Source organism: Billgrantia antri (genome assembly GCF_017868935.1).
GTDB classification, from domain to species: Bacteria; Pseudomonadota; Gammaproteobacteria; order Pseudomonadales; family Halomonadaceae; genus Halomonas; species Halomonas antri.
In genome coordinates this window covers 2,514,642-2,537,985 of record NZ_CP053383.1, presented here as the reverse complement: position 1 = coordinate 2,537,985, position 23,344 = coordinate 2,514,642, and the positions used below count along the sequence as shown (strand labels likewise).

General features: G+C 66.5%; 19 protein-coding genes. 11 read left to right on the top strand and 8 right to left on the bottom strand.

Features of this window, described 5'->3' with window-relative positions; genetic code table 11:
• From lhpI to HNO53_RS11800, 4 genes are all read left to right on the top strand, one after another.
• The gene (lhpI, locus tag HNO53_RS11815) at positions 1 to 942 is read left to right on the top strand and encodes a bifunctional Delta(1)-pyrroline-2-carboxylate/Delta(1)-piperideine-2-carboxylate reductase (RefSeq protein ID WP_209472311.1); all 942 of its coding nucleotides are present in this window, start codon (positions 1 to 3) and stop codon (positions 940 to 942) included.
• Positions 939 to 2,051, top strand: coding sequence for a class II histone deacetylase (locus tag HNO53_RS11810; RefSeq protein WP_209472310.1), 1,113 nt, complete (start codon positions 939 to 941; stop codon positions 2,049 to 2,051). Before lhpI ends, HNO53_RS11810 begins: the two co-directional genes overlap by 4 nt.
• A 29-nt stretch (positions 2,052 to 2,080) precedes the next feature.
• The gene (locus tag HNO53_RS11805; RefSeq protein WP_209472309.1) at positions 2,081 to 3,049 is read left to right on the top strand and encodes a branched-chain amino acid transaminase; all 969 of its coding nucleotides are present in this window, start codon (positions 2,081 to 2,083) and stop codon (positions 3,047 to 3,049) included.
• Between the two features lie 90 nt (positions 3,050 to 3,139).
• A complete protein-coding gene (locus HNO53_RS11800; protein ID WP_209472308.1) occupies positions 3,140 to 4,159 on the top strand; it encodes an Lnb N-terminal periplasmic domain-containing protein in 1,020 nt (339 codons plus the stop codon).
• Between the two features lie 226 nt (positions 4,160 to 4,385).
• On the opposite strand, the gene HNO53_RS11795 is transcribed toward HNO53_RS11800, so the two are convergent.
• The 4 genes from HNO53_RS11795 to HNO53_RS11780 form a co-directional block, all read right to left on the bottom strand.
• The gene (locus HNO53_RS11795) at positions 4,386 to 5,120 is read right to left on the bottom strand and encodes an RNA methyltransferase (RefSeq protein ID WP_209472307.1); all 735 of its coding nucleotides are present in this window, start codon (positions 5,118 to 5,120) and stop codon (positions 4,386 to 4,388) included.
• A gap of 111 nt (positions 5,121 to 5,231) precedes the next feature.
• Positions 5,232 to 6,875: a chaperonin GroEL gene (groL, locus tag HNO53_RS11790; protein WP_209472306.1), complete on the bottom strand. Its 1,644-nt coding sequence runs from the start codon at positions 6,873 to 6,875 to the stop codon at positions 5,232 to 5,234.
• A 58-nt stretch (positions 6,876 to 6,933) separates the two neighbouring features.
• Positions 6,934 to 7,227: a co-chaperone GroES gene (locus HNO53_RS11785; protein ID WP_104204123.1), complete on the bottom strand. Its 294-nt coding sequence runs from the start codon at positions 7,225 to 7,227 to the stop codon at positions 6,934 to 6,936.
• 223 nt (positions 7,228 to 7,450) lie between these two features.
• Entirely contained in the window at positions 7,451 to 7,969 is a 519-nt protein-coding gene (locus HNO53_RS11780) for an FxsA family protein (protein WP_209472305.1), read from the bottom strand.
• A 236-nt stretch (positions 7,970 to 8,205) separates the two neighbouring features.
• Here HNO53_RS11780 and HNO53_RS11775 point away from each other — a divergent pair, with 236 nt between their 5' ends.
• Positions 8,206 to 8,967, top strand: a complete 762-nt coding sequence (locus HNO53_RS11775; protein ID WP_209472304.1) for an SDR family oxidoreductase — start codon at positions 8,206 to 8,208, stop codon at positions 8,965 to 8,967.
• Between the two features lie 87 nt (positions 8,968 to 9,054).
• Here HNO53_RS11775 and HNO53_RS11770 read toward each other — a convergent pair whose 3' ends face one another.
• The 3 genes from HNO53_RS11770 to phhA all read right to left on the bottom strand — a co-directional run bounded on the left by HNO53_RS11770 (position 9,055) and on the right by phhA (position 10,789).
• On the bottom strand, positions 9,055 to 9,321 hold the full coding sequence (locus tag HNO53_RS11770; RefSeq protein WP_209472303.1) for a ComEA family DNA-binding protein: 267 nt from the start codon (positions 9,319 to 9,321) through the stop codon (positions 9,055 to 9,057).
• A gap of 244 nt (positions 9,322 to 9,565) precedes the next feature.
• Entirely contained in the window at positions 9,566 to 9,910 is a 345-nt protein-coding gene (locus HNO53_RS11765; protein ID WP_209472302.1) for a 4a-hydroxytetrahydrobiopterin dehydratase, read from the bottom strand.
• A 45-nt stretch (positions 9,911 to 9,955) separates the two neighbouring features.
• Positions 9,956 to 10,789, bottom strand: coding sequence for a phenylalanine 4-monooxygenase (gene phhA, locus HNO53_RS11760; protein WP_209472301.1), 834 nt, complete (start codon positions 10,787 to 10,789; stop codon positions 9,956 to 9,958).
• Between the two features lie 310 nt (positions 10,790 to 11,099).
• On the opposite strand from phhA, the gene HNO53_RS11755 reads away from it, so the two are divergent.
• On the top strand, positions 11,100 to 12,662 hold the full coding sequence (locus HNO53_RS11755; protein WP_209472300.1) for a sigma-54-dependent transcriptional regulator: 1,563 nt from the start codon (positions 11,100 to 11,102) through the stop codon (positions 12,660 to 12,662).
• Here the strand turns inward: HNO53_RS11755 and HNO53_RS11750 are convergent.
• Positions 12,635 to 14,635: a RecQ family ATP-dependent DNA helicase gene (locus tag HNO53_RS11750; protein ID WP_209472299.1), complete on the bottom strand. Its 2,001-nt coding sequence runs from the start codon at positions 14,633 to 14,635 to the stop codon at positions 12,635 to 12,637. The genes HNO53_RS11755 and HNO53_RS11750 overlap by 28 nt on opposite strands.
• A gap of 60 nt (positions 14,636 to 14,695) precedes the next feature.
• Between HNO53_RS11750 and HNO53_RS11745 the strand changes: the two genes are divergently transcribed.
• The 5 genes from HNO53_RS11745 to HNO53_RS11725 all read left to right on the top strand — a co-directional run bounded on the left by HNO53_RS11745 (position 14,696) and on the right by HNO53_RS11725 (position 23,326).
• Complete coding sequence (locus HNO53_RS11745) at positions 14,696 to 15,271, top strand: endonuclease dU (protein ID WP_209472298.1); 576 nt, start codon at positions 14,696 to 14,698, stop codon at positions 15,269 to 15,271.
• 61 nt (positions 15,272 to 15,332) lie between these two features.
• On the top strand, positions 15,333 to 15,986 hold the full coding sequence (locus HNO53_RS11740) for a dienelactone hydrolase family protein (RefSeq protein ID WP_209472297.1): 654 nt from the start codon (positions 15,333 to 15,335) through the stop codon (positions 15,984 to 15,986).
• A 133-nt stretch (positions 15,987 to 16,119) separates the two neighbouring features.
• Entirely contained in the window at positions 16,120 to 17,586 is a 1,467-nt protein-coding gene (locus HNO53_RS11735; protein ID WP_242597406.1) for a hypothetical protein, read from the top strand.
• Positions 17,583 to 18,419, top strand: a complete 837-nt coding sequence (locus HNO53_RS11730) for a hypothetical protein (protein ID WP_209472296.1) — start codon at positions 17,583 to 17,585, stop codon at positions 18,417 to 18,419. The genes HNO53_RS11735 and HNO53_RS11730 overlap by 4 nt, the downstream gene beginning before the upstream one ends.
• Positions 18,416 to 23,326, top strand: a complete 4,911-nt coding sequence (locus HNO53_RS11725; RefSeq protein WP_209472295.1) for a coiled-coil domain-containing protein — start codon at positions 18,416 to 18,418, stop codon at positions 23,324 to 23,326. The genes HNO53_RS11730 and HNO53_RS11725 overlap by 4 nt, the downstream gene beginning before the upstream one ends.
• The last annotated feature ends 18 nt before the right edge of the window (positions 23,327 to 23,344 follow it).

Below are 23,344 nucleotides of genomic sequence, written 5' to 3'. Positions count from 1 at the left end.
ATGCGTATCGTCACCGCCGCGGAAGTCGCCGGCGCGCTGCCATGGCCGGCGCTGGTCGAACGCCTGGCACTGACGTTCCGTGAGGGCGTGGAGTCGCCGCCGCGTCATCATCATGCCATGCAGCGGCCCGACGGAGAGGCCACCATGCTGCTGATGCCGGCCTGGGAACGGGCCGGCTACATCGGCGTGAAGATGGTCAACGTCTTTCCGCAGAATGCCGACCATGGCCTGCCGGCCATTGCCGGTGTCTACCTGCTTAGCGAGGGCGCCCACGGCCGTCCGCTGGCCGTTCTCGAAGGCAGCGAGCTGACCCGGCGACGCACCGCGGCAGCTTCGGCCCTGGCGGCCCGCGAGCTGGCCAGGGAGGATGCCGAGACCCTGCTGGTGGTGGGCACCGGCAAGCTCGCGCCCATGGTGATCGAGGCCCATGCCGCGGTGCGGCCGATCAAGCGCGTGCGCGTCTGGGGTCGCAATCCCGAAAAGGCGAAGCGGCTGGCAGCCGACTACGCCGACCGTTTCGACTGCGAGGTGGCCGAATCGCTGGAGACAGCGGCCCGTGAAGCCGATCTGATCAGCTGCGTGACGCTTTCCAGCGAACCTCTGATCCGCGGCGAATGGCTCTCGCCCGGCACCCATCTGGACCTGATCGGCGCGTTCCGCCCCGGCATGCGCGAGACCGACGCCGAATGCCTGCGGCGTGGCGAGGTATTCGTCGATACCTATGCCGGTGCCCGGGGCGAGGCGGGCGACATTCTCCAGGCGATCGACGAGGGGGCGTTCAGCTTCGACGACATCGCCGCTGACCTGGCGGAGCTGCTGCTTGGCGAGAAGCCGGGGCGCAGCTCGGCCGAGGCCATTACCGTGTTCAAGTCGGTCGGCGCTTCGCTGGAGGACCTGGCGGCGGCCATCGAGGTCTGGGAGCAGTTGGAGAAGCATGCATGAAGCGTCGAACAGGCTTTTTTTGGCACGAGCGCTGCTTCTGGCACGACCCGGGCGCCATCGGCGTGTTCTCGGCGCCCGGCGAGTTCCTGCAACCCCAGCCCGCCTCGGAGAGCCCGGAGAGCAAGCGCCGGTTGAAGAACCTGCTCGAGGTGTCGGGACTGATCGACGAGCTCGACGTGCGCAAGGCGCCGCCGGCGAGCCGCGAGGATCTGGCACGATTTCATACCGGGCGCTACCTCGACGAACTCGAGGAGGGGGAGCTGACGCGAGGCGGCGACGCCGGCGAGTGCGCGCCTTACACGCCGGGCAGCCTGGCGGCGGCGAAACAGTCGGCGGGCCTGGCGATCGCCGCGGTGGAAGCGGTGGCGAGCGGCGAGCTGGCAAACGCCTACGCCCTGTGCCGCCCGCCGGGCCACCATGCCGAAGCCGATCGCGGTCGCGGCTTCTGCCTGCTTGGCAACATCCCGGTGGCGGTGATGCGAGCCCGGGCGCAGGGGCACGCTCGGCGCGTGGCGATTCTGGACTGGGACGTGCACCACGGCAACGGACAGCAGGACGCCTTCTACGACGATCCGGATGTTCTCACCGTGTCGATTCACCAGGCCGGTAACTATCCGTTGGACAGCGGCTATTTCGAGGAACTCGGCGAAGGGGCGGGGCATGGCGCCAATCTCAACCTGCCGATGCCGCCCGGGAGTGGTATAGGCGCCTACCGCTACGCCATGCAGGAATTGGTAATGCCCGCCATCGGCGGCTTTGCCCCCGACCTGATCGTGGTGGCCTGTGGTTATGACGCTTGCGGCAAGGACCCGCTGGGCAAGATGATGCTCAACAGTGCCGCCTTCGCCGCCATGACCCAGCAACTCAAGGCCCTCGCCGAGCGCATCAGCGACGGTAAGCTGGTCATGATTCACGAGGGGGGCTACTCCGAAGGCTATGTGCCGCTGTGCGGCCATGCAGTGATCCAGACCTTGGCTGGCAGCCGCACCGAGGTACCGGACCCGCAGAACGACGAGATCGCCGCCTGGGCCTACCAGTCGCTGCAGCCGTATCAGCGTGCCCTGATCGACAGCTGGTGCGAGGGCTGGCGGCGTGCGGCTCCGCTCTGAAACAACCTATCTGAACCGACGAGGACGATATGACGCCGCTCTATGATCGAGATGGGTGGATATGGCGGGATGGCGAGTGGTTGCCATGGCGAGAAGCGCAGAGCCACCTGCTGACACACACCCTGCACTACGGCATGGGCTGCTTCGAGGGCGTGCGAGCCTATGCCGGGGCGCAGGGAACCCACTTGTTCCGCGTTGCCGAGCATACCCGGCGCCTGCTCGACAGTGCCCACGCGCTGGATATGCCGGTGGCCTTCGATGAAGCGACGCTGATCGAGGCCCAGCGCCAGTGCCTGGTGCGCAACGAGCTGAGCAATGCCTACCTCAAGCCCACCGTGTTCTTCGGCGCGGAAGGGCTGGGGTTGCGTGCCAAGGGGCTCACGGTGCACGTGATGATCGCCGCCTGGGACCTGGGCGATTACATCTCGGCCGAGGCGGCTTCGCAGGGCCTGCGGGCGCTGACCTCTTCCTGGGCACGACATCACGTCAACATCAGCCTGTGTCGGGCCAAGACCAATGGTCACTACGTCAACTCCATCCTGGCGCTCAACACCGCTGTCAAGGCGGGCTTCGACGAGACCATCATGCTCGATCCCGAGGGCTACGTGGCCGAGGCGTCGGCAGCCAACGTCTTCCTGCTGCGCGACGGCGTGCTGCATACGCCGGAAGTGACCTCCTGCCTTCAGGGCATCACCCGCGACAGCGTGATCCAGCTTGCGCGCGATGTGCTGGGCATCGAGGTGAGAGAGCGACGCATCACTCGCGACGAGCTTTATACTGCCGACGAAGCCTTCGTGACCGGCACTGCCGCCGAGATCCTGCCGCTGCGTGAACTCGACGGACGCCATATCGGCGCTCGCTCCGGTGCACCGCTCCCGGGACAGCCGATCGCCGGGGATTCCCTGACGGCGAAGCTTCAGCACCTCTATCGCCGGGCCACGCGAGGGGAACTGGGAGATGACCTGACTGCCTTCAGGTCCTGGCTGACTTCGGTCTAAGCCATTCGTTCGAGCCTGTCGTCCGCCTTGAGGCGCGCAACGCCATGTTGACTGCTAATATGGCCCCACGTCGAAAGATAGTGGGGTGTGATGGCACAGGTAATCGGCATTCTCGTAACGCTGCTATTGACACTGGGCATGGCGTGGGGCGCCGCCGCGCTGTGGTTTCGCCTGCCCTGGTCGCGAAACCAGCGACGTGTTGCCGTGGCCGGCTGGGGGATAGCCGCGCTGGTACTGCTGTGGCTGGGCGTGCGAGGCCAATGGCTGGCGAACGCAACCCAGCTCTTGCTGCTGGTGGGACTGACGACCTGGTGGTTTCGGCTACGCCCGGCGCATGATCGGCCCTGGTCCGATGACGTTGCCTGCCTGGCCACCGGCGAGGTCCGGGACAATCGTTTGACGATGCACCATGTGCGCGACTTCGACTGGCGAACCCGCGACGATGCCGAGGTACGCTGGGAAAAGCGCAGCTACGACCTGGATCGGCTCGACTCGGTCGACATGATCGTCTCCAGCTGGGGGCGGCCGGGCGTCGCTCATGTGATGGTCTCGTTCGGCTTCGAGGGCGAGACCTTCGTGGTGTTCTCGGTGGAGGTAAGACGCCTGAAGGGCGAGCGCTTCTCCGAGATCGGAGGCTTCTTTCGTCAGTATGAACTCGCCATCGTGGCGGCCGACGAGCGCGACGCGGTGGGCCTGCGCAGCAAGGTGCGCGGTGAGCGAGTATCGCTATTTCGGTTGCGGATGCCGCAGAGCGCCATGCGTTCGCTGTTGCTGGCGTATGTCGACGAGGCCAATGCCTTGGCCGAGTCGCCGCGTTTCTACAACACCATCACTGCCAACTGCACCACGCTCATTTTCGCCATGGCGCGTGGCATCGGGGCCCGCCTGCCGCTGGATTACCGTCTGCTGGTGACCGACAGGCTGCCGGGTTACGCGTTCAAGGTCGGCGGGCTGTGGCCCGGCTTCACCCTGTCCGAGCTGGAGGCAGGCGGGCGCATTGATGAGCGGGCACGCCGCGTGCATCGCGCACCGGATTTCTCACAGCGCATTCGGCAGGGGGTGCCAGGCTGGGAATCTCTGGACCGGAAGTCGCTGGCGCAACGGCAATAGCGTGCAATAAAGAGCGCCACGGGCGTGAGGCCTCGTGGCGCATGTCTCCCTGGGCATGGTCCTTCATGCCGACTTTCCTGCACCGGCTTCCGGCCCGGTCGCGTCCGTGTCGCAGTTCGACAGTATCCCTTGTCTGAGTGCCCTGGCGGGGCATGGACCTTTATCCCATTAACAGGTGACGGTGCCATGACAGCACGAAAAAAGGTGGGGTAAAGGTTATCGAAGCTTAGTCACCCCGGGTCGATTCTTCCAGTGAGCGAAGCAGACCGCGCAGCAGCGAGAGCTCCTTGCGACTGGGACGTGCGCGGGCGAACAGCGCCTGCAGCTGGGCCTCGGTGCGTGCGTGGGGCTGGGTCAGGAAACCGCTGGCCTGCATCACCCGGCTCAGGTGCTCGTGGAAGTGCCCTAGTTGTTCCCGGCTTGGCTGCCGCTCCTCGGCAGGCCGCGGGTGGCGGTAGTCGCTGTCCGGACGCTGGCGCCAAGCCTTGAACACTTCGTAGGCAAGCACCTGAACCGCCTGGGAGAGGTTGAGGATCCCGTAGTCAGGGTTGGCCGGAATACTGACCTGATGGCTGCAGCAGCGGATCTCGTCATTGGTCAGGCCGAAGCGCTCGCGACCGAATACCAGGGCTACCGGATCGTCCGTCGCATGGGCGACCAGCTCACGGGCCATTGCTTCGGGTTCATCGAAGTGAGGCAGCGGCAGGCTGCGCAGCCTGGCGCTGGCGCCTACCACCTGCACGCAATCGAACACGGCCGCTTCCAGCGACTCGACCACGCGGGCGCCATCGACCACATCCTCTGCGCCGGCGGCCAGGCGCGAGGCCTCGCTATCGGGGAAGCAGCGCGGGTTGACCAGCACCAGGTCGGTCAGGCCCATGGTCTTCATGGCCCGCGCGGAGGCGCCGATGTTGCCGGGGTGATAGGTCTGGACGAGAACGATACGGATATTGGCGAGCATGGGTCGGCTTGCTGTCGGGAAAAGCGTGATGGTAGCGCAAAAAGCACAAGCCCCGCACGAGGCGGGGCTTGCTTGGTCTTGCAGGCCGGTCAAGGCCTAGGTGGGGGTGGCTTACATCATGCCGCCCATGCCGCCCATTCCACCCATGCCGCCCATGTCCGGACCCGCTTCCTTCTCTTCCGGATCGTCGGCGATCATGCACTCGGTGGTGATCATCAGGCCAGCCACGGAACCGGCGGACTGCAGGGCAGTACGGGTTACCTTGGCCGGGTCCAGCACACCCATCTCGAACAGGTCGCCGAACTCGCCGGTCTGGGCGTTGTAGCCGAAGTTACCTTCACCTGCCTTCACCTCGTTGAGGATCACGGAGGCTTCCTGGCCAGCGTTGGTCACGATCTGACGCAGCGGGGACTCCATGGCGCGCAGCGCGATGGCGATACCGTGGGTCTGGTCCTCGTTCTCGCCCTTGAGGTCCTTGATCTTGGTCAGCACGCGGACCAGAGCGGTACCACCGCCAGGCACCACGCCTTCCTCGACCGCAGCGCGAGTGGAGTGCAGGGCGTCTTCGACGCGAGCCTTCTTCTCCTTCATCTCCACTTCAGTGGCAGCACCGACGCGGATGACGGCAACACCGCCAGCCAGCTTGGCGACGCGCTCCTGCAGCTTCTCGCGGTCGTAGTCGGAAGAGGTCTCTTCGATCTGCGCACGGATCTGGTTGACGCGGGCCTCGATGTCGCCTTCGTTACCGGCGCCGTCGATGATGGTGGTGTTTTCCTTGGACATGGTGATGCGCTTGGCGCTGCCCAGGTGATCCAGGTTGGCCTGCTCCAGGGTCAGACCCACTTCCTCGGAGATCACGGTGCCGTTGGTCAGGATGGCGATATCCTGCAGCATGGCCTTGCGACGGTCGCCGAAGCCGGGTGCCTTGGCAGCCGCGACCTTGACGATGCCGCGCATGTTGTTGACCACCAGGGTGGCCAGCGCTTCGCCTTCGATGTCCTCGGCGATGATCGCCAGCGGCTTGCCGGACTTGGCGACGGCTTCCAGCACCGGCAGCAGTTCGCGGATGTTGGAGATCTTCTTGTCGACCAGCAGCAGGTAGGGGTCTTCCAGCTCGACCGCCATGGTGTCCTGGTTGGTCACGAAGTAGGGCGACAGGTAGCCGCGATCGAACTGCATGCCTTCCACGACTTCCAGCTCGTCCTCGAAGCCACGGCCTTCGTCGACGGTGATGACGCCTTCCTTGCCGACCTTCTGCATGGCTTCGGCGATGATCTCACCGATGCGCTTGTCGCCGTTGGCAGAGATAGTGCCGACCTGGGCGATGGCCTTGGAGTCGGTGCAGGGCACGGCCAGGGCTTCGATTTCCTTGACGGCGGCGACCACAGCCTGGTCGATGCCGCGCTTCAGGTCCATCGGGTTCATGCCCGCGGTCACGCCCTTCATGCCCTCGGTGACGATGGACTGGGCCAGCACGGTAGCGGTGGTGGTACCGTCACCGGCGACGTCGGAAGTCTTGGAGGCGACTTCCTTGACCATCTGGGCGCCCATGTTCTCGAACTTGTCTTTCAGTTCGATCTCCTTGGCGACGGAGACGCCGTCCTTGGTGACGGTGGGAGCACCGAAGGATTTTTCCAGTACCACGTTGCGGCCTTTCGGGCCCAGGGTAGCCTTCACGGCGTTGGCCAGAACGTCTACGCCACGGGCCATGCGCTTACGGGCGTCATCGGAGAACTTGACTTGTTTCGCTGCCATTTTTCGTTACTTCCTGTGAGTTCGTGAACGTCTATGGGAACGGAGTAGGTGCGTTGGCTCAGCCTTCGACCACGGCGAGAATGTCGCTCTCGCTCATGATCAGGACTTCCTCGCCATCGATCTTCTGCTTCTCGACGCCAAAGCCTTCCTTGAAAATCACGGTGTCGCCGACCTTGACGTCCAGGGGACGGACGTCACCGTTGTCGAGAATCCGGCCGTTACCGACGGCGAGCACTTCGCCACGAGTCGGCTTTTCCTGGGCGTTGCCCGGAAGCACGATGCCGCCAGCGGTTTTCTGCTCTTCTTCAACGCGACGGACGACGACGCGATCGTGCAAGGGACGGATGTTCATTGCTCACGTTCTCCTGATGGTCAGTGGTGCCATGCAAGCATGGCGGTTCATCATTTCCTCCCGGCAAGCCCGGAAGGTGGAGGGCGAGGACGCCTTCCTTGTTTAAGATGCCGAGCTCCACTCGGCACCGTAACCTTGTGCTGACCGAGAAATGGGGCCGGGCAAATCCCTTTCAAGGGCCAGCGGTAAAATTTTTTTGCCTGGGGCGATTCGCCGAGGAGACCTAGCGGCGTGGCTCGTTGCGACTGATGAAATCGCCTTCCAGCGGTTGTCCGTCATCTCCTCTGGACCGGCCTTCCCGGGTGTCGCGCACGTGTGGATCCTCCTTGGGACGCTGCCACTCGCCGCTGTGTCCTGTGTTGCCTGGCGAGCTGCGGTAGGCCACGCCCTGCAGGCGAAGGTTGATCTGTGCCAACAGGCGTGCGAGCAGGCGGCGCGCACCGGGCACGACACACAGCAGGCCGAGCGCGTCGGAAAGGAAGCCGGGGGCAAGCAGCAGGGCGCCGCCGAAGATCAGCGCCGCGCCCGTCAATAGTTCGCTGGAGGGCAGCTCGCCTTGCGCCATGCGCTGGCGAGCGCGTGCCAGAGTGGCGGTGCCCTCTTGGCGTATCAGGTAGAGCCCGATGAAGCCGGTGGCCAGTACCAGTATCAGCGTGGCCAGCAGGCCGATCTGGCTGCCGACGGAGAACAGGACGACGAAATCGAGAAGCGTGAACAGGGAAATGAACAGAAGTAAGGGCATGGTGACTCCGTACGCATCGGTTCACCTTGAAATGGGGGCGACTCCTCCAAGTTCAAGCGGTGGCGCGGAGGAGTGCTGACTTGCATGTGTTATGTTGCATCGCACAAAATTGTATACGACACTCAAGCTCCGTCGTTAGCTGCCGAACTAGTAAAGAGACATGTGCGGTGCGGCACTCCGTGGCCGGTTTACCGCCAACCGGCAGTGACCGCCTTTGCCATAACAGGGGACAACGAATGAAACTGGACAAGAGCGTAATAGCCATTACCGGCGGTGCCCGCGGCCTTGGCTTTGCCATGGCGCAGCGCCTGGGGCGTCAGGGGGCCACGCTGGCATTGATGGATCTGGACACGGATGCTTTGGACAAGGCCGTCTCCGCGCTGCATGCGGAGGGCGTGGAGGCCGGCGCGTTTCGTGTGAACGTGGCGGACGAAGCATCGGTGAAGCAGGCTTTCGGTGATGTGGCGTCTACCCTGGGGCCTGTCAGCGGCCTGGTGAACAATGCCGGTATCCTGCGTGATGCCCTGCTGGTCAAGGCCAGGGACGGCAAGGTCGAGAAGACCATGTCGCTGGAACAGTGGCAGTCGGTCATTGATGTCAACCTCACCGGCGTTTTCCTGTGCGGGCGCGAAGCGGCCTCGCAGATGATCGAGGCGGGGCACGGTGGGGTAGTCGTCAATATCTCCAGCATCTCGCGGGCCGGCAACATGGGCCAGAGCAACTATGCGGCGGCCAAGGCTGCCGTAGTGGCGCTGACCACCACTTGGGCCAGGGAGCTGGCACGCTATGGGATTCGTGTGGGAGCGGTGGCGCCGGGGTTCATCGAGACCGACATGACCGCCTCGATGCGTGACGACATGCTCGAGAAGCTGACCGCGGGCGTGCCGCTCAGACGGCTCGGCGATCCCGATCATATCGCCCAGAGCGTGGCGTTCATCATCGAGAACGACTATTTCACCGGTCGGGTGATCGAGTGCGACGGCGGTTTGCGTCTATAGGCCATAAGAAGAAACCCTGCCCAGAATGACAGCGAGGCCGGCGGATAGCCGGCCTCGCTGCGTTTCGACCAATGCTCGATTCTGATCTTAGAATTCCACTTGGTCGCGGAAACCGTCCACGGTGGCCGATCCGATACCGCTGACCCGGGTCAGGTCGTCGGCGCTTTCAAAATTGCCATTGGCTTCGCGATCCTCGATGATCGCCTGGGCCCGGCTCGGGCCAATGCCGGGCAGCTCGGCGAGCAGCTCCGCATCGGCGGTGTTGACGTTGATCGGTGCCACGTCCTGGGCCATGGACAGTGTGGCGAAGCTCAGTGTCAGCGCCAGCAAGGCGGCCTGTACGACTCCCTTCATCGTTATCTTCCTCTCGTGAAGTTGTCTTCTTGAAGTGTTCGAGCCCGAACGGGACTCCCGCTCCAAGCTAAACGATGCCGACAGCGAACAAGAGAGGTATATCGCTATTCGCTACGTAAGAAAAAAGCGATAGTGTTTGGGAGAGATTGTCCATCCCGTTTGTAAGAGATATGACCGCGGGGAGTCGATACGATGCCCGACCCCGCTCGACACTTGGTGAAAGTGTCGAGCGACGCCGGATGTGTCAGCCTTCCGCAGCCACCTTGTCGGTGCGCGCGGCAAGGATGAAGTCGTTCTTGTGCAGCCCCTTCATCTCATGCGACCACCAGGTCACGGTGACCTTGCCCCATTCCGTCAGCAGGGCGGGGTGGTGCCCCGCCTCCTCGGCGATTTCACCGACGCGGTTGGTGAAGGCCAGGGCCTGCTTGAAGTTGCGGAACTTGAAGACGCGCTCGAGCTGCTTGATGCCGTCGCGCTCCTCGATGTTCCATTCGGGAATGTCGCGCTGGAGCGTATCGATTTCAGCGTCGCTGACGTGGGGAGCGTCCCAGCTGCACGCTTCGCACTGCTGTTCGGAAAGTTCGGTCATGCTTCTTCCTCGTCGGGGTGTCGTTGGGGTGTATCGCGGTGGCGTTTACGCCTTGGCGGCCTTCTTCGGGGCTGGCTCGAAGCGGGGCTCGTGCAGGCCCAGCTCCATGGCCCGGTGCACCATTCCCATGATGTCCTGCTGGGAAAGCTCGTGCAGCCTCGAGAGATCGTCAAGCACGTAATAGAGCGGCTGCAGGATGTCGATGCGATAGGGCGTGCGCAGCGCCTCGATGGGGTCGAACGGGAAATGTTCGGGCACGTCCGACAGTGCGTGCAGTGTCTCCTTGGGCGAGGAGATGATGCCGCCGCCATAGATGCGCCGTCCGGCCGGGGTGTCCACCAGGCCGAACTCCACGGTCATCCAGTAGAGCCGCGCCAGGTAGACCCGCTCCTTGGGTTCGGCGGCAAGGCCGAGGCGACCGTAGGTGGCGGTAAACTCGGCAAAGGCCGGGTTGGTAAGCATCGGGCAGTGTCCGAAGATCTCATGGAAGATGTCCGGCTCCTTGAGATAGTCGAGTTCTTCCGGGGTGCGGATAAAGGTCGCTACCGGGAAGCGTCGGTTGGCCAGCAGCTCGAAGAAGGTGTCGAAAGGGATCAGCGCCGGCACCTGGGCGGTTTGCCAGCCGGTGGCGGCGTGGAGCACGCGGTCGATGTCGCCGAGCTGGGGAATGCGATCCTCGGGGAGGGCCAGTCGCTCCAGGCCGTCGAGGTACTCCTGGCAGACACGTCCCTCGAGCATGCCGAGCTGACGCTGCATCAGTGTCTGCCAGGTAGCATTGTCCTGATCGGGCCAGTCGATGAAGCCGTTGTCGTCAGGCAAACGAGCGCGGTAGCCGGTCTTGCTGGCCACGTCGCTGAGATACGGGTTGGATGACGTCATGGCTGTCTCCGGTCGGAAGGTCTTGTGCTGATCTTGTGTTTGTCTTGCGAACCTTTGACCCGAGTCTAGGGCAGCGGATTCGTGTTTCTGTCGGTGGGGAGAGGCTCTTTCCAGCGCGGAACCGTGTCGAGGTGTAAAGAAAACCTGACGACTCGTTCCTGCCTCGTGCCATTGGTCTTCGACCGGGTGCGACTGCGCCTTTGTACCCGAACAGCCGTCACGTTATCTTTACAGCCAAGTCACGTCACCTTGACGTATTTTGCCGCTGGCGGGACCAGCGGCATTCCGTCCACGCCGCAGGGACTAGCCCATGAGATTGAGGTTTCACTGCCAGAACCGTATCGGCATTCTGCGTGACATCGTTTCGCACTTCGTCGACTACGGTCTCAACGTGGCGCGTGGTGAAGTCGGCGGAGAGCACGGCAACGCCATCTATCTGCATATTCCCAACCTGCTCAATGCGCAGCTGGCTACGCTGAAACCGGTGCTAGAGGCGATACCGGGAGTATTCGGTGTGCGCCGGGTCAGCCTGATGCCCAGCGAGCGGCGCCACCTGGAACTCGATGCGCTGCTGTCGTCGCTCTCCGATCCGGTGATGTCGATCGACATGGAGGGGCACATCGTGGCCGCCAACCGCGCGGCGGGGCAGCTGCTTGGAGTGCGTATCGACGAGGTGCCGGGGCTGTCGCTGAATCGCTACCTGCCCGACGTGGATCTGCCGGCGCTGGTCAGGCGCAACAATGCGCGGGTCAACGGCCTGCGCATCAAGCTGCGCGACGCGACCTTCCTCGCCGACATCGCCCCGCTGCACCGCGAGCATCACGACGACGTGGCCTCCCTGGCCGGCGCCGTGGTGACCTTGCACAGCGCCGATCGTATCGGCGAGCGCATCTACCAGGTCCAGCGCCAGGAGCTGCGCGGCTTCGATGCGCTGTTCCAGGCGAGCCCCAGGCTGGCCGCGCTGATTCGCGAGGCGCGGCGCATGGCACCGCTGGATGCGCCGCTGCTGATCCACGGCGAGACCGGCACCGGCAAGGAGCTGCTGGCACGGGCCTGCCACCTTGCCAGCGCTCGCGGGCAGTCGCCGTTCATGGCGCTCAACTGCGCCGGCCTGCCGGAGTCGATGGCCGAGACGGAGCTGTTCGGCTATGCGCCAGGAGCCTTCGAGGGCGCGCGCCCCGAGGGCAAGCTCGGCCTGCTGGAGATGACCGCGGGCGGCACCATCTTCCTCGACGAGGTCGGCGAGATGAGCCCGCGGTTGCAGGTCAAGCTGCTGCGCTTCCTGCAGGACGGCGGCTTTCGCCGGGTCGGCAGCGACGAGGAGACCTATCTCGACGTGCGGGTGATCTGCGCCACCCAGCAGGACCTGCCAAAGCTGTGCGCCGAGGGCCACTTCCGCCAGGATCTTTACCACCGGCTCAACGTGCTGTCGCTGACGGTGCCACCGCTGCGCGACTGCCTCGATGGCATCGAGGCCATGGCGCTGCACTTCATCGATCGCGCCGCCCGCCAGATCGGCTGTCGCATGCCCTCGCTTTCGCCGGCGGCGCTGGCCAGGCTCTCCACCTATCACTGGCCTGGCAACGTGCGCCAGCTGGAGAACGTGCTGTTCCAGGCGGTCTCGCTGTGCGAGGGCGATGCCATCGAACCCGCCCACCTGCGCCTGCCGGACGTGGGCCAGGCGCCGGGGTTGTCGGGCATCGATCTCGACGGCTCACTTGCCGACATCATGGGCGACGTGGAGCGTCGTATCCTGGCTTCGCTCTATCCGCAGTACCCCTCGAGCCGTCAGCTGGCCAAGCGGTTGGGAGTCTCGCATACCACCATCGCCAATAAGCTGCGCCATTACGGCATCGGTGCCGCCGATGCCTGATCCTCGACCCCTGGAGTGCGAGCGGCCAGTTCCCTGACCTCGGCGTAACGGTACGCTTCCAGCGCGCCGAAGCCGGCAAGGCGGCGCGCCTTGAGGCGGGTGAGCAGAGGGCTGGTCAGACCGCACAGGAAGCGTGCCAGCAGGTCGGGGGTGGCAGAATGGGGCTCGTCGCTTGCCGTCAGTTGCTGCATCAGCTCGTCCGCGAGCCGTGCCACGGTCTCGCTCGAAAGCGGTTCGAGCGGCTCGGGCTCAGGCAGACGGGCGATATCACCGCGACAGGCCGAACAGTGGCCGCAGCGCTCGGGTGCCCGGGTGTCGCCGAACCATTCGGCCAGCCGGCGGCTCAGGCACGCCTCGCTCTCGAACAACGCCAGCATGGCGTGCAGGCGCTCGACTTCGGCCCGTTCCTTGTCATGGAAATAGGCGTGCAGCTCCTCGCTCAGGGCCGCCGGGTCGATATTGCTGCGCAGCACCTCGTAGACCTCGGTCATCTGCTTGCTTTCGAGCACCATCCAGCCCTGGGCGACGAAATAATCCAGGGCAGTGAGCACGCGGGCGCGTTCGACGTTGAGACCGCGCTCTTGGCCCAGCCGTTCGAGGGCCGCGAAGTCGAGGCTGAACCAGGTGCGGGCACGCTGCGAGGCGTCGAGAATCGCCTGGACGAAGGCGCTGCGCTCGCCTTCGAAGCGCGCTATCAGCACCTCTGGCTCGTCGTGCAGGCGGAAGCGGTACTCGGCGAAGTAGCTGTAGCGCGGTGCGACGATGCCGCGTAGTTCGAGCTGCACCAGCAGGGTCTTGAGCGGCAGCGGGCGAATATTGCTGTGCTGGGAAAGCGTGTTGAGCACCAGTTGCCACTGGCGCCCGGTGCCGGTCGCCTCGATCAGCTCGTCGATCACCATGCGGATGCCGTGGGGTTCCGGGGTGTCGCCGTAGACGAAGTTCTCCAGCACGTTGACGTTATCGCGCCCGGCCAGCATCAGGCAGTCGGAGGGCTTTCCGTCGCGGCCGGCGCGGCCGATTTCCTGGCTGTAGTTTTCCACCGACTTGGGCAGGTCGAAGTGCACCACGTTGCGGATGTCGGCCTTGTCGATGCCCATGCCGAAGGCGATGGTGGCAACGATGCAGGGCGTATGGCCGGCCATGAAGTCGCGCTGGATACACTCGCGGGTCTCGCTGTCGAGCCCGGCGTGATAGGCGATGGCAGCGAAGCCAGCCTTGCTCAGGTAAGCGGCCAGGCGCTCGGCGGTCTGCTGCAGGGTGACGTAGACGATGGTGGGCTGGGGCGGCTCGCCGCCGAGCCTGGGCCGGAGCCACTCGACCAGGCGGCGTGGGCGCATCTCGGCCGGCACCGGCGCCACTTCCAGGTTGAGATTGGGGCGGTAGAAACCGGTGGCGGTGACGTCGCCCTCGGCAATGTCGAAGCGCTCGCGCATGTCGGCGATCACCCGCGGCGTGGCCGTGGCGGTCAGCAGCAGTACCTGGGGAATGCCGAACTCATGGCGGTAGTGGGGTAGCTTGAGGTAATCGGGGCGGAAGTTGTGGCCCCATTCGGAGATGCAGTGGGCCTCGTCCACCACCAACAGCGAGATCGGCACGCGGCGGATGAAGGCGCGAAAGCGCTCGTTCTTGAGCCGCTCCACCGAGACCATGAGGATGCGGATCTCGCCGCGCTTGACGCCCTCCATCACCGCCGCCGTCTCCTCGGGGCTCTGGCCCGAGTCGATGCTGGCGGCGGCGATACCGTGACGGGCCAGGAAGGCGAGCTGATCCTGCATCAGTGCCAGCAGCGGCGAGATGACTAGGGTCAGGTGGGGGAGGTGCAGCGCCGGCAGCTGATAGCACAGCGACTTGCCCGAGCCGGTGGGAAAGATCGCCGCCGCCGAACGGCCGGCGGTGATCGCTTCGATGACCGGGCGCTGCCCAGGGCGGAAGTCGTCATAGCCGAAGACCCGCTGTAACGTTTGATCGATCATGTAGGCGCTCCCTGCTCTGTTGTTCTAAACGCTGAATTCTATCGACTCGAGGCGGAGGCCATGGCAACCACCGGACGCACATTCTCGCATATCGTCGGTTTCGACGATTGTCCGTTCCCGCGCGGCCATCGTGGCGATGTGCCCATCGTCGGCACGGTATTCTCGGGGCTGCGCCTGGAGGGGGTGCTTTCCGGCAAGGTGCGCCGGGATGGCGTCAACAGTACACGGGAGCTGATTCACCTGGCCGGCAGTTCGCGCTTTGCCGCGCACCTGCAACTGATCATGCTGCAGGGCGTGGCCCTGGCCGGTTTCAACGTGATCGACGTGCCGCGCTTGCACGCCGAGCTCGGCCTGCCGGTACTGGTGGTGGCGCGCCGGGCACCGCGCCAGGGTGCCATGCGTCGGGCCCTGCTCGAGCGCATTCCTGGCGGGGCCCGCAAGTGGGCGCTGGTCGAGCGGCTCGGGGAAATGGAGCCGCTGGCGAGCGTCTACGTGCAGCGCATGGGGCTGAGCAGGGAGGAGGCGGCCGCGGCGATACGCGCGACCACGCCCCATGGCAATGTGCCCGAGCCGCTACGCGTGGCGCATCTGATTGCCGGTGGGGTGGCCACGGGGGAGAGCAGCGGGCGCGTGTAGGGAGCGTGCCAGGGTGCCTACACTTTGGAGTGGGATCGAGCAGCACAATAGGAGGTGTTCGATGACGCTCACGCCCAGGAGTATCGTGATCGATGCCGACGGCGTCGCGCTGGAAGGCGATCTGATTTTGCCCCAAGAGGCGACCGGCATCGTGGTGTTTGCCCATGGCAGCGGCAGCAGCCGTTTCAGTAGCCGCAATCGACAGGTGTCGCGGCATCTTGCCGAGAACGGTCTGGCGACGCTGCTGTTCGACCTGTTGACACCGGAGGAGAACGTGATCGACGAGCGCACCCGGCAGTTGCGCTTCGACATACCGTTGATTGGCTCGCGCCTGACAGCGGCAGTAGGCTGGGTGGCGACAGACGATCTCACACGGCATCTCTCGATTGGCTTGTTCGGTGCCAGCACCGGGGCTGCTGCTGCATTGATCGCCGCTGCCGAACGTCCGGAGCAGGTGCGTGCGGTAGTATCCCGGGGCGGGCGCCCCGACCTGGCCGGCCGGCACCTGGCGAAGGTCAAAGCGCCGACCCTCCTGCTGGTGGGGGGCTGGGACGAACCGGTGATCGACCTCAACCAGCAAGCCAGGGATCGGATGACCGCCGTCAGCGAGTGCGAGCTGGTCATCGTGCCCGGTGCCTCACATCTGTTCGAGGAGCCCGGCAAGCTCGAGGAGGTCGAGCGCCAAGCTACCCGCTTTTTCCTGAATCACCTCTAGCTCGGCTTTCCTCAGGCACTTCCCGTGGCAAGACCACGTCGAGCGTGGAGAGTTGGGGACAACCACGTCATGACCCGGGCAGCCGGGCTTGGCATAATGCTCCTTTTTCTTTTTCGCCCGCAGGGAAGACCTCATGACCGCCTGGAGCAAGCTGCTGATCGCCACGACGCGGCTGATCGACCTGCACGACAGCGCCCACGAGCCCGGCTCGCCCTTCGTCCAGGTGAGCCAGGAGCAGCGTCGCGGGCTGCGCGACGGCTACTGGCTCGACCTCGGTTGCCTGCTGCTCGACTACCTGCTCGACGAGGATTTCGCCACCAACAGCGCCTTCGTCTCTCAGAGCCGCTGCCTCAATCACCTGCGTGAGAGCTACCCGGGGCTGCCCCACGATGACCTGAGCTTCGTCATCAACCTGCTCGCCACCCCCAGCGAGATTCACTTCCGGCAGCCATCGCCGACGACGGTCGACGACGCGACGGCAGAGGAGCGTAACCGGCGCAGCACCAAGCGCACCGCGCTGATAGAGAAACAGGGCCAGACCGGCCAGGTGCGCCTCACCCCGAGCGGCCGCCAGGCGGTGACCCTGGCCAGTCAGGTGGAGGATCTGCTCTATTCGGAATACGACGCCGCCAAGGTGCTGGCGGCGCTGGCGCGGGGCGATTTCTCCCGCATTCCCGACATCACCAACCAGATCCTGCTGGCGATCCGCGCCCTGACCCAGGAGCTGCGGCGGGTGCGCGAGAATCCCACCCGCGAAGGCAAGCTCTCTGCGCTGCTCGACAACGAGCGCCACTACCACAATGCCCTGACCAACATTCAGCAGACGCTGCTCGATGCCCGTGCCCAGCTCGCCACGCCGCGCCTGATGGAGCGCTTCGAGAGCTGGCGCGAGGCGCAGTCCGACGACTGGGACCTGCGTGTGCTCGCAAGCGCCATCGGCCGCGTGCTCACCGCCATCGAGAACCTCTCGCGGCGGCTCTCCGAGCTTTTGGCCGATATCGCCGAGGGGCGCATCCAGGCGATGGGCGTGATCGACTTCCAGGACATGGCGCGCCAGCTGCTCGAGGCGCCGCCTGCAGGCGCGCTGCGCGACGCCGTGGTGGCGCGCATGATGCCGCTGCATGTGCAGGCCACCTTCCCGCGCCTGGCGCCGCTAGTGCCGCTGCTCGAGAGCCGCCGCGCCGAGGTCAGCCCGGTGGCGCTGGTGTTCGACGAGGCGCGCGACGCCGCCCCCGAGGACCCGCTGCTGGCACGCTTCCTCGAAGCGCAGGGGCCGGCGCTGCGCCAGCGTCTCAGGCGCGCGCCGCTGTCGCTGCCCGAGGCGCTGGCCGAGGGCTGGCACCGCTTCGAGGAGGACGACTGCCTGGCCCAACTGCTCAACACCTTCGTCGATACCGAACTGCTCGCTCCGGGGCTGACGGTGGGCATCGACGCAACGCCATTCGAGCTCGAGCTCGACGACGGCCGACGCATCGAGGGGGCCGTGACCCCGTCCCTCGGCTTCTTTTTACAGGCGGCCGAAGCCGCGCCTCAGACCTTGAAGGCGTCCGCTGCCTCAAATGACGTTAAATCGCGAATCGATCAGGACGAGCCCGTATGAACATGACCGAGATGGGCGAGGTGGTCGCCTACCTGCTGCGCTATCGCAGTGCTGAACGCACCCCGGGCGGCGGGCGCAAACGCCGTGCCGCCCGTGAGGGCCAGCTCTCCGAGCGCGATGTCTGCGCGCTGATCGACGACGCCAGCGAGGCCGAGCGCGAGGCGCTGCGCGACTTCCTGGCCGGGCAGGGCCTGAGGCTCAAGGCCTTCGAGTCCGGCGATTACCCCGGCATTGCGCCCGGCTCGCGCTACTACGCGCTGCTGCCCGACCCGGAACTGGAGCAGCCGCCGCTCTACACCCGCGAACCGGTGTTCGAGGCGCTCAAGCTGCGCCAGGAGAGCCGCGCCGAGCTGGCCCAGTGGTACCTGCAGCTGTGGCTGCTGATGCACACGCTGCTCTACACCCGCTACAACCGCGCGCTCTCCGACGTCAGTCGCTACCAGGAGGCCACCTTCGCCGGGGCCGAGCTGGTCGAGCTGATGCGCGACCAGCTCGAGGCGCTGCGTAGCCTGGGCGAAGAGGCGCCGGAGAGCAGCCGCGTGCTGCTGGAGGAGCGCGGCGAGGACATCAGCCGCCGGGTGCGTGCCTTCATCGACCTGCAGGTGCGCGCCGGGCTGCTCGAAGGCCTGCGCGACGCCGAAGCGAGTGCCGGCGCCGAGGAGAGCGTCGGCGAGGTGTGGCAGCAGACCCTGCTGGGCGCGCTGGAGAGCGAGCAGATCGGCATTCATCAGCTCGGCCACCTGCAGGCGCTGGCCCAGGGCCGCGCCCAGGGCCGCTATCGGGACGAAGAGTACGAAGCCGCCATCGACGAGCACGAGGAGACCCAGGCATGAGCGTGATCAACCGCATCGAGGTCGCCAACCTGCTCAACAAGCACGGCGACGTGGCCTCGCCCTGGGATGCCAAGATGCGTCACCTGCTGCTCGATCTGCGCGGCCAGTCGAGCGCCATCAGCATGGAGAACGGCTTCGGCAAGACCACGCTCTCCGAAGCGCTGATCGGCCTGCTGTCGCGGGATCGCACGCTGCTCTCGCGTACCCGGCGCAAGTGCTCGCCCTCGGCGGTAGGTGGCAGCGCACGTAGCTGGAGCCACCTGCGCGTGGAGTTCCGTTCACGCAGCGGGCTTGAGCGCCAGGACGACATGCTCGCTGCGGCGGGTGAGGAAGTGGCCGGCGAGACCTTCGTCTTCGGCTTCTACGGCTACAGCGATGGCAGCGGGCTTTCCTTCTACCACTATGCCGGGCGCCTCGAAGACGTGCCGGTGCACCACCTGACCCTCGACGGCAAGCTGGCGCTATACGCCAACCGCGACGTCAAGGCGGCCATGGCCGAGCGTGGCGTGCGCCTGACCCACAACCGCGAGGAGTGGCTGGAGGCGGTGGGCGCCCACGTCTCCCGACGCGAGCTGGCCCAGCTTGCCGCCTTCCAGAAGGAGGGCGGCGCCGACAAGAGCCAGATCTTCAACGCCATCAAGCCCCGCGCCGGCGAGAAGGCCGATCAGGCGTTCTTCTTCGAGGTGCTGGCCCCAGAAATCCTCTCCGGCGCCACCCGCGGCGAGACCGACGAGAGCGAGGAGCTGATCGAGGAGGTGATCCTCAACTCCGGCACCAACATCACCGAGCTGCGCCATCGCCTGGAAGAAGCCGAGAGCGACCAGCGCCGCGCCAGCGACAAGGTGGTACGCCTGGCCGAGCTGCGCGAGCAGGGCGAGTCGTTGCGCGACGCCCGTGCTCGCCTGTCGGAGCTTGATCAGGACCTGGCGGCCAGCGAAGCCTTGCTGGGCGGTCAGGCGCTGCTGGGCCTGCCGGGGCTGCCCCGCGCCGCTACCGAGGTGGACGTCGAGGATGACGCCGAAGCGCGTGGCGCCGCTCCATTGGATGGCTTCGCCTGGATCGCCGGCGATACCTCGCGGCCGAGGGTCTCCACCTCGCTGCTGGCGACGCTTTCGGGTCTTTCCGAGCGGGCCGTGCGTCAGGCGCTCTCCGAGCGTGGTGCCCGGGTCGACGTGCACCGACGGCTGATTCACCTGCCCCAGGCCGAGTGGCCGCTCAACCGCGACGTTGGCCACGTCAGCTTCAAGGCCGCCCGCGAGTGGCTGGCCGAAAGCCACGCCCTGGCCGACGACACGGCCCGTGACCGCGCCCTGAGCGCGCTGGACGAAGGCGCCGAGGCCTTCGAGGCCGCCGACGGCAACCGCTTCCGCGAAGAGGTGATAGGCGACGGGGTCTATCTCGAGGAGCTGACCCGCGAGCTGGCCGAGCTGGACGAACGGCGCGACGACCTGGAGCACGAGCGCGAGCGGCTGGAGTCCCAGCAGCGCGACTTCGTCGACAACCAGAGTTTCTACACCCAGGCCTTGGCCGAGGGTCTGTTCAGCGAGGCCGAGCTGGAGACCCCCGAAGCCAGCGCCGAGGCGGCCAGGGCCGAGGCCGCCGACGCTCGCCGCGCCCTCAACGCGCACCTGGGCCGCGTCGGAGAGCTCAAGCAGATCGCCGCCTGGCATGATGCCTACCGCCGCGAGTGCCCCGACCTGGCACCGGCCGAGCGGCTAGAGGAGAAGTTGGAGCGCGAGGCCGAGCTGGCCGAGTCCCTCGACGAGCTGATCCGGCGCCGCGACGAGGTGCTCGGCGCCTTCGAGGCCGCCCGGGCCGAGCGTGAGCGGCTCAACGGCGAGCGTGAGCGCCTGAGCGGCGAGCAAGGCCTGCTGGTCCGCGGCCAGGCGCCCTGGCGCGCCTTCGTCGAGGGCTGGCCGGGTGAAGAGGTGAGCGGCTTCTGGTCGCGGCGCAAGACCGCGCTGGCCGAACTGGAGTCGAACCATCGCGAGGCCGAGCAGCGCCGTCAGGAGGCCGAACGTACCCTGGCCCGGCTGGCGCCGCTGGCCGAGGCCGCCCGCCGTTACGGTGAGCTGCACGGCGACGACGAGCCGGTGCACCTGCGCGCGCGCCTGCGCGAGACGGAGCGCGAGCTGGGTGATGAGCGCAAGCGGCTGCAGGACGAGGAGAGCCACCTGCGCACGCTGCACCGGGCTCAGCTCGATTTCGCCGAGCGCAGCGAGCTGACCCCGGAGAAGTGGCTGGCCGACGCCCGGCGCCGCTACCCGCGGTTGCTGCGCGAAGCGGAGACGCTGGAAGCCGATATCGCCGCCCGGGAGCGCTACCTGGAAAGCCTCTCCGGCGATCCACTGGAGCGGCGCGTGGTGGAGGCCGAGGCGCATCGCCACCTGGACGACGCCGGCATCGCCTGGCAGCCGTTGCACGCGGTACTCAACGCCGAGATCCATACCCCCGAGAAGCGCCGCGAGTGGCTGGTGCAGGCCGCCGGGGTGCTGTTCGCCCCAGTGGTGGCCGGGCGCGGGGCTGCCGAGTCCGCTGCCGCCACGCTGATCGAGGCGGGCCTGGCGGTGCCGGTGTTCGAGGTTGAGGCGCTGGCCGGCCTGCTGAGCCGGGGCGAACCGCCCCTGGGAGCAGTGGCCGGCGTCGAGACCCTGGCGGTGAAAGCGGCGCTGGACCCGAGCTATCTGGAAGCGCTGCGCGAGGCCACCGAGAAGCGGCTGGCCGCCGACCGCGAGCGGCAGAAGGCGCTGGCCGTCGAATGCGAGCGGCTCGATCCCCACGGCGAAACCTTCGCCCTGGCGCTGCGCGCCCGCGAGGCCGATGAGGCCCAGGTCGAGGTGGCCCTGGAGGCCCTGGCCGAGCGCCAGGCGGCCCTGGAAGTGCGCGATGCGGCGCTGGCGCCGCGGCTCACCGACGCCGCGCTTGCCTGTATCGACGACTACCAGCGCTACCTGCAGGAGGGCGGCGAGATCGCCCAGCAGGAGGCCGCCGAGGCGCGGCTCGAAGCCGAGACGGCGCTGGCTGAACTCGCACCGTTGCGTGAAGCGGCGGCCCGCGAGCTGGAGGCCCATGGCCAGACCTGGCTCGCCGCCGAGCAGTTCAGCGATGCCGGCGGCGTCGAGCGGCTACAGGCGCTGGAGGCGCGCCTCGCCGAACTCGAACGCCACCTGAGCGAGGCAAGCGTTCGGCTGGAAGCCGCCGAGGAGCAGCGCGAGACGCTCAAGCGCCAGGTGGAAGAGACAGAAGCCCAGCTGCGCGGCATCTTCAGCGACGGTGAGCGCGACCGGCTGCGTGCCCTGGCGCGCTTCGAAGCGGAGGGTGGCGTCGACTTCATGCTCACAGCCGCCGAGGTGCAGGAGGAACTGGAAGCCGCTCAGGCCCGGGCGACCCGCCGCGCCGACTTCGACTTCACCCGCATTCGCGCTTATTTGGAGGTGCGCGACGCCGCCGGCGGCAGCCAGAAGCTCGAGCGCGAGATCGCCCGAGTGCGGCGCGAACTGGGCGAGCTGCGCGAGATGCGCAAGGCCCGGGGAGAGGAGCGCGACGCCCTGGAAGCACGCCTGGCCGAGCAGCGCCGGGCGCTGGCCTGCATCGATCAGTTGGCGGTGGAGTGGCTGCGGGTACTGCGCGACCTGCCCGAGGGCTGGCCGCGGCGCCTGGCAGCGCTGGTCGATCTCGCCGAGGCCAGCCGCTGGCCCGGGGAGGCGGACGAGCACGCGGCGCGCAACGCCGCGCTCGAGGCCTGGCATGACATGGCCGCAAGCGAGGGGCAGGGCGAGTTTGACATCGAAGCGCTGGAAGCCTGTCAGCAGACCCTGGTCGATGCCCTGGGCGAACTCAACCTGGGCGAGCAGGCGCGCAACCGCGAGCGCCAGGCGCGCCAGGTCGACGGCGGCGAGCGCAAGCTGGCCGAGGCCCTGGCCGAAGCGGCCCACAGCCGCATGTTCAGCGACACCGAGCGTGCCCGCCTGGCCGGGCTGACGCATGCTAGCGCCGAGGCGCTGGACGACCTCTCGCGTCTGCATGACCAGTTGGCCGGCCAGCTCGACGACCACAAGATACGGGTCGAGCGGCTGCATGCCTCTCGCGAGCAGATCGAAGGCACCCTGGTGGAGCGCCTCAGCTCGATCATCTCGGATGCCGCCGGCAACCTCGACATCCTCAAGCGTGTGGCCAAGAGCAGCGGCGAGGGCGGCGCCTTCTTCGAGGTCAAGGCTTCGCTGATCGGCCCCGACCAGCTGCGCGAGTTGATCGCTACGCTGCTCGCCGACATCGACGAGCACCAGGCGGCCATGCGTCGCCGTGCCGAGCGCGACGGCGGCATGGTCGATGGCGAGGCGCGCCGGCGCGACGACGACCTGCTGCGCCAGATCCGCCGGCGCATCTACCGCGGCCTGTTCCACGACGTGGCGATTCGCCTCAAGCACGACGCCATCCGCCCCCATGGGCGGCTGTTCTCGCTCAACGAGGAGATGTCGGAGGGCCAGCGCGAGGCGGTATCGCTGATGTGGCTGGTCAAGCTCTCCGAGTTCGCCATCGAGCGCGAGCTGCGTGAACTGCCGGGGCATCACCGCCGCCGCGCCCGCACCAGCCGCGAGAGCGTCATCCTGCTCGACGGCCTGTTCTCCAAGCTCTCGCACCGCCGCCTGATCCAGGACTCGCTGGAGTCGCTGCGCAACACCCGCGGGCGCTTCCAGATGATCGGCCTGATCCACAACCCCAACTACGAGAACGACCCCGACATCTTCCCCACCTATCTGGTGGGCAGCGTGATCGGCGGCGCCCAGGGGCAGGGCGGCCACGTGATGGTGCGCGATGGCCGCATCGCCGCGCCGGAATCCCTCGGCCGCAGCGCCGGCGAGGCCAGCCTGTTCGGCATTCACGTCAGCGAGCCTGAGCCAACCTGAGCCGATTAAAGGTCCGAA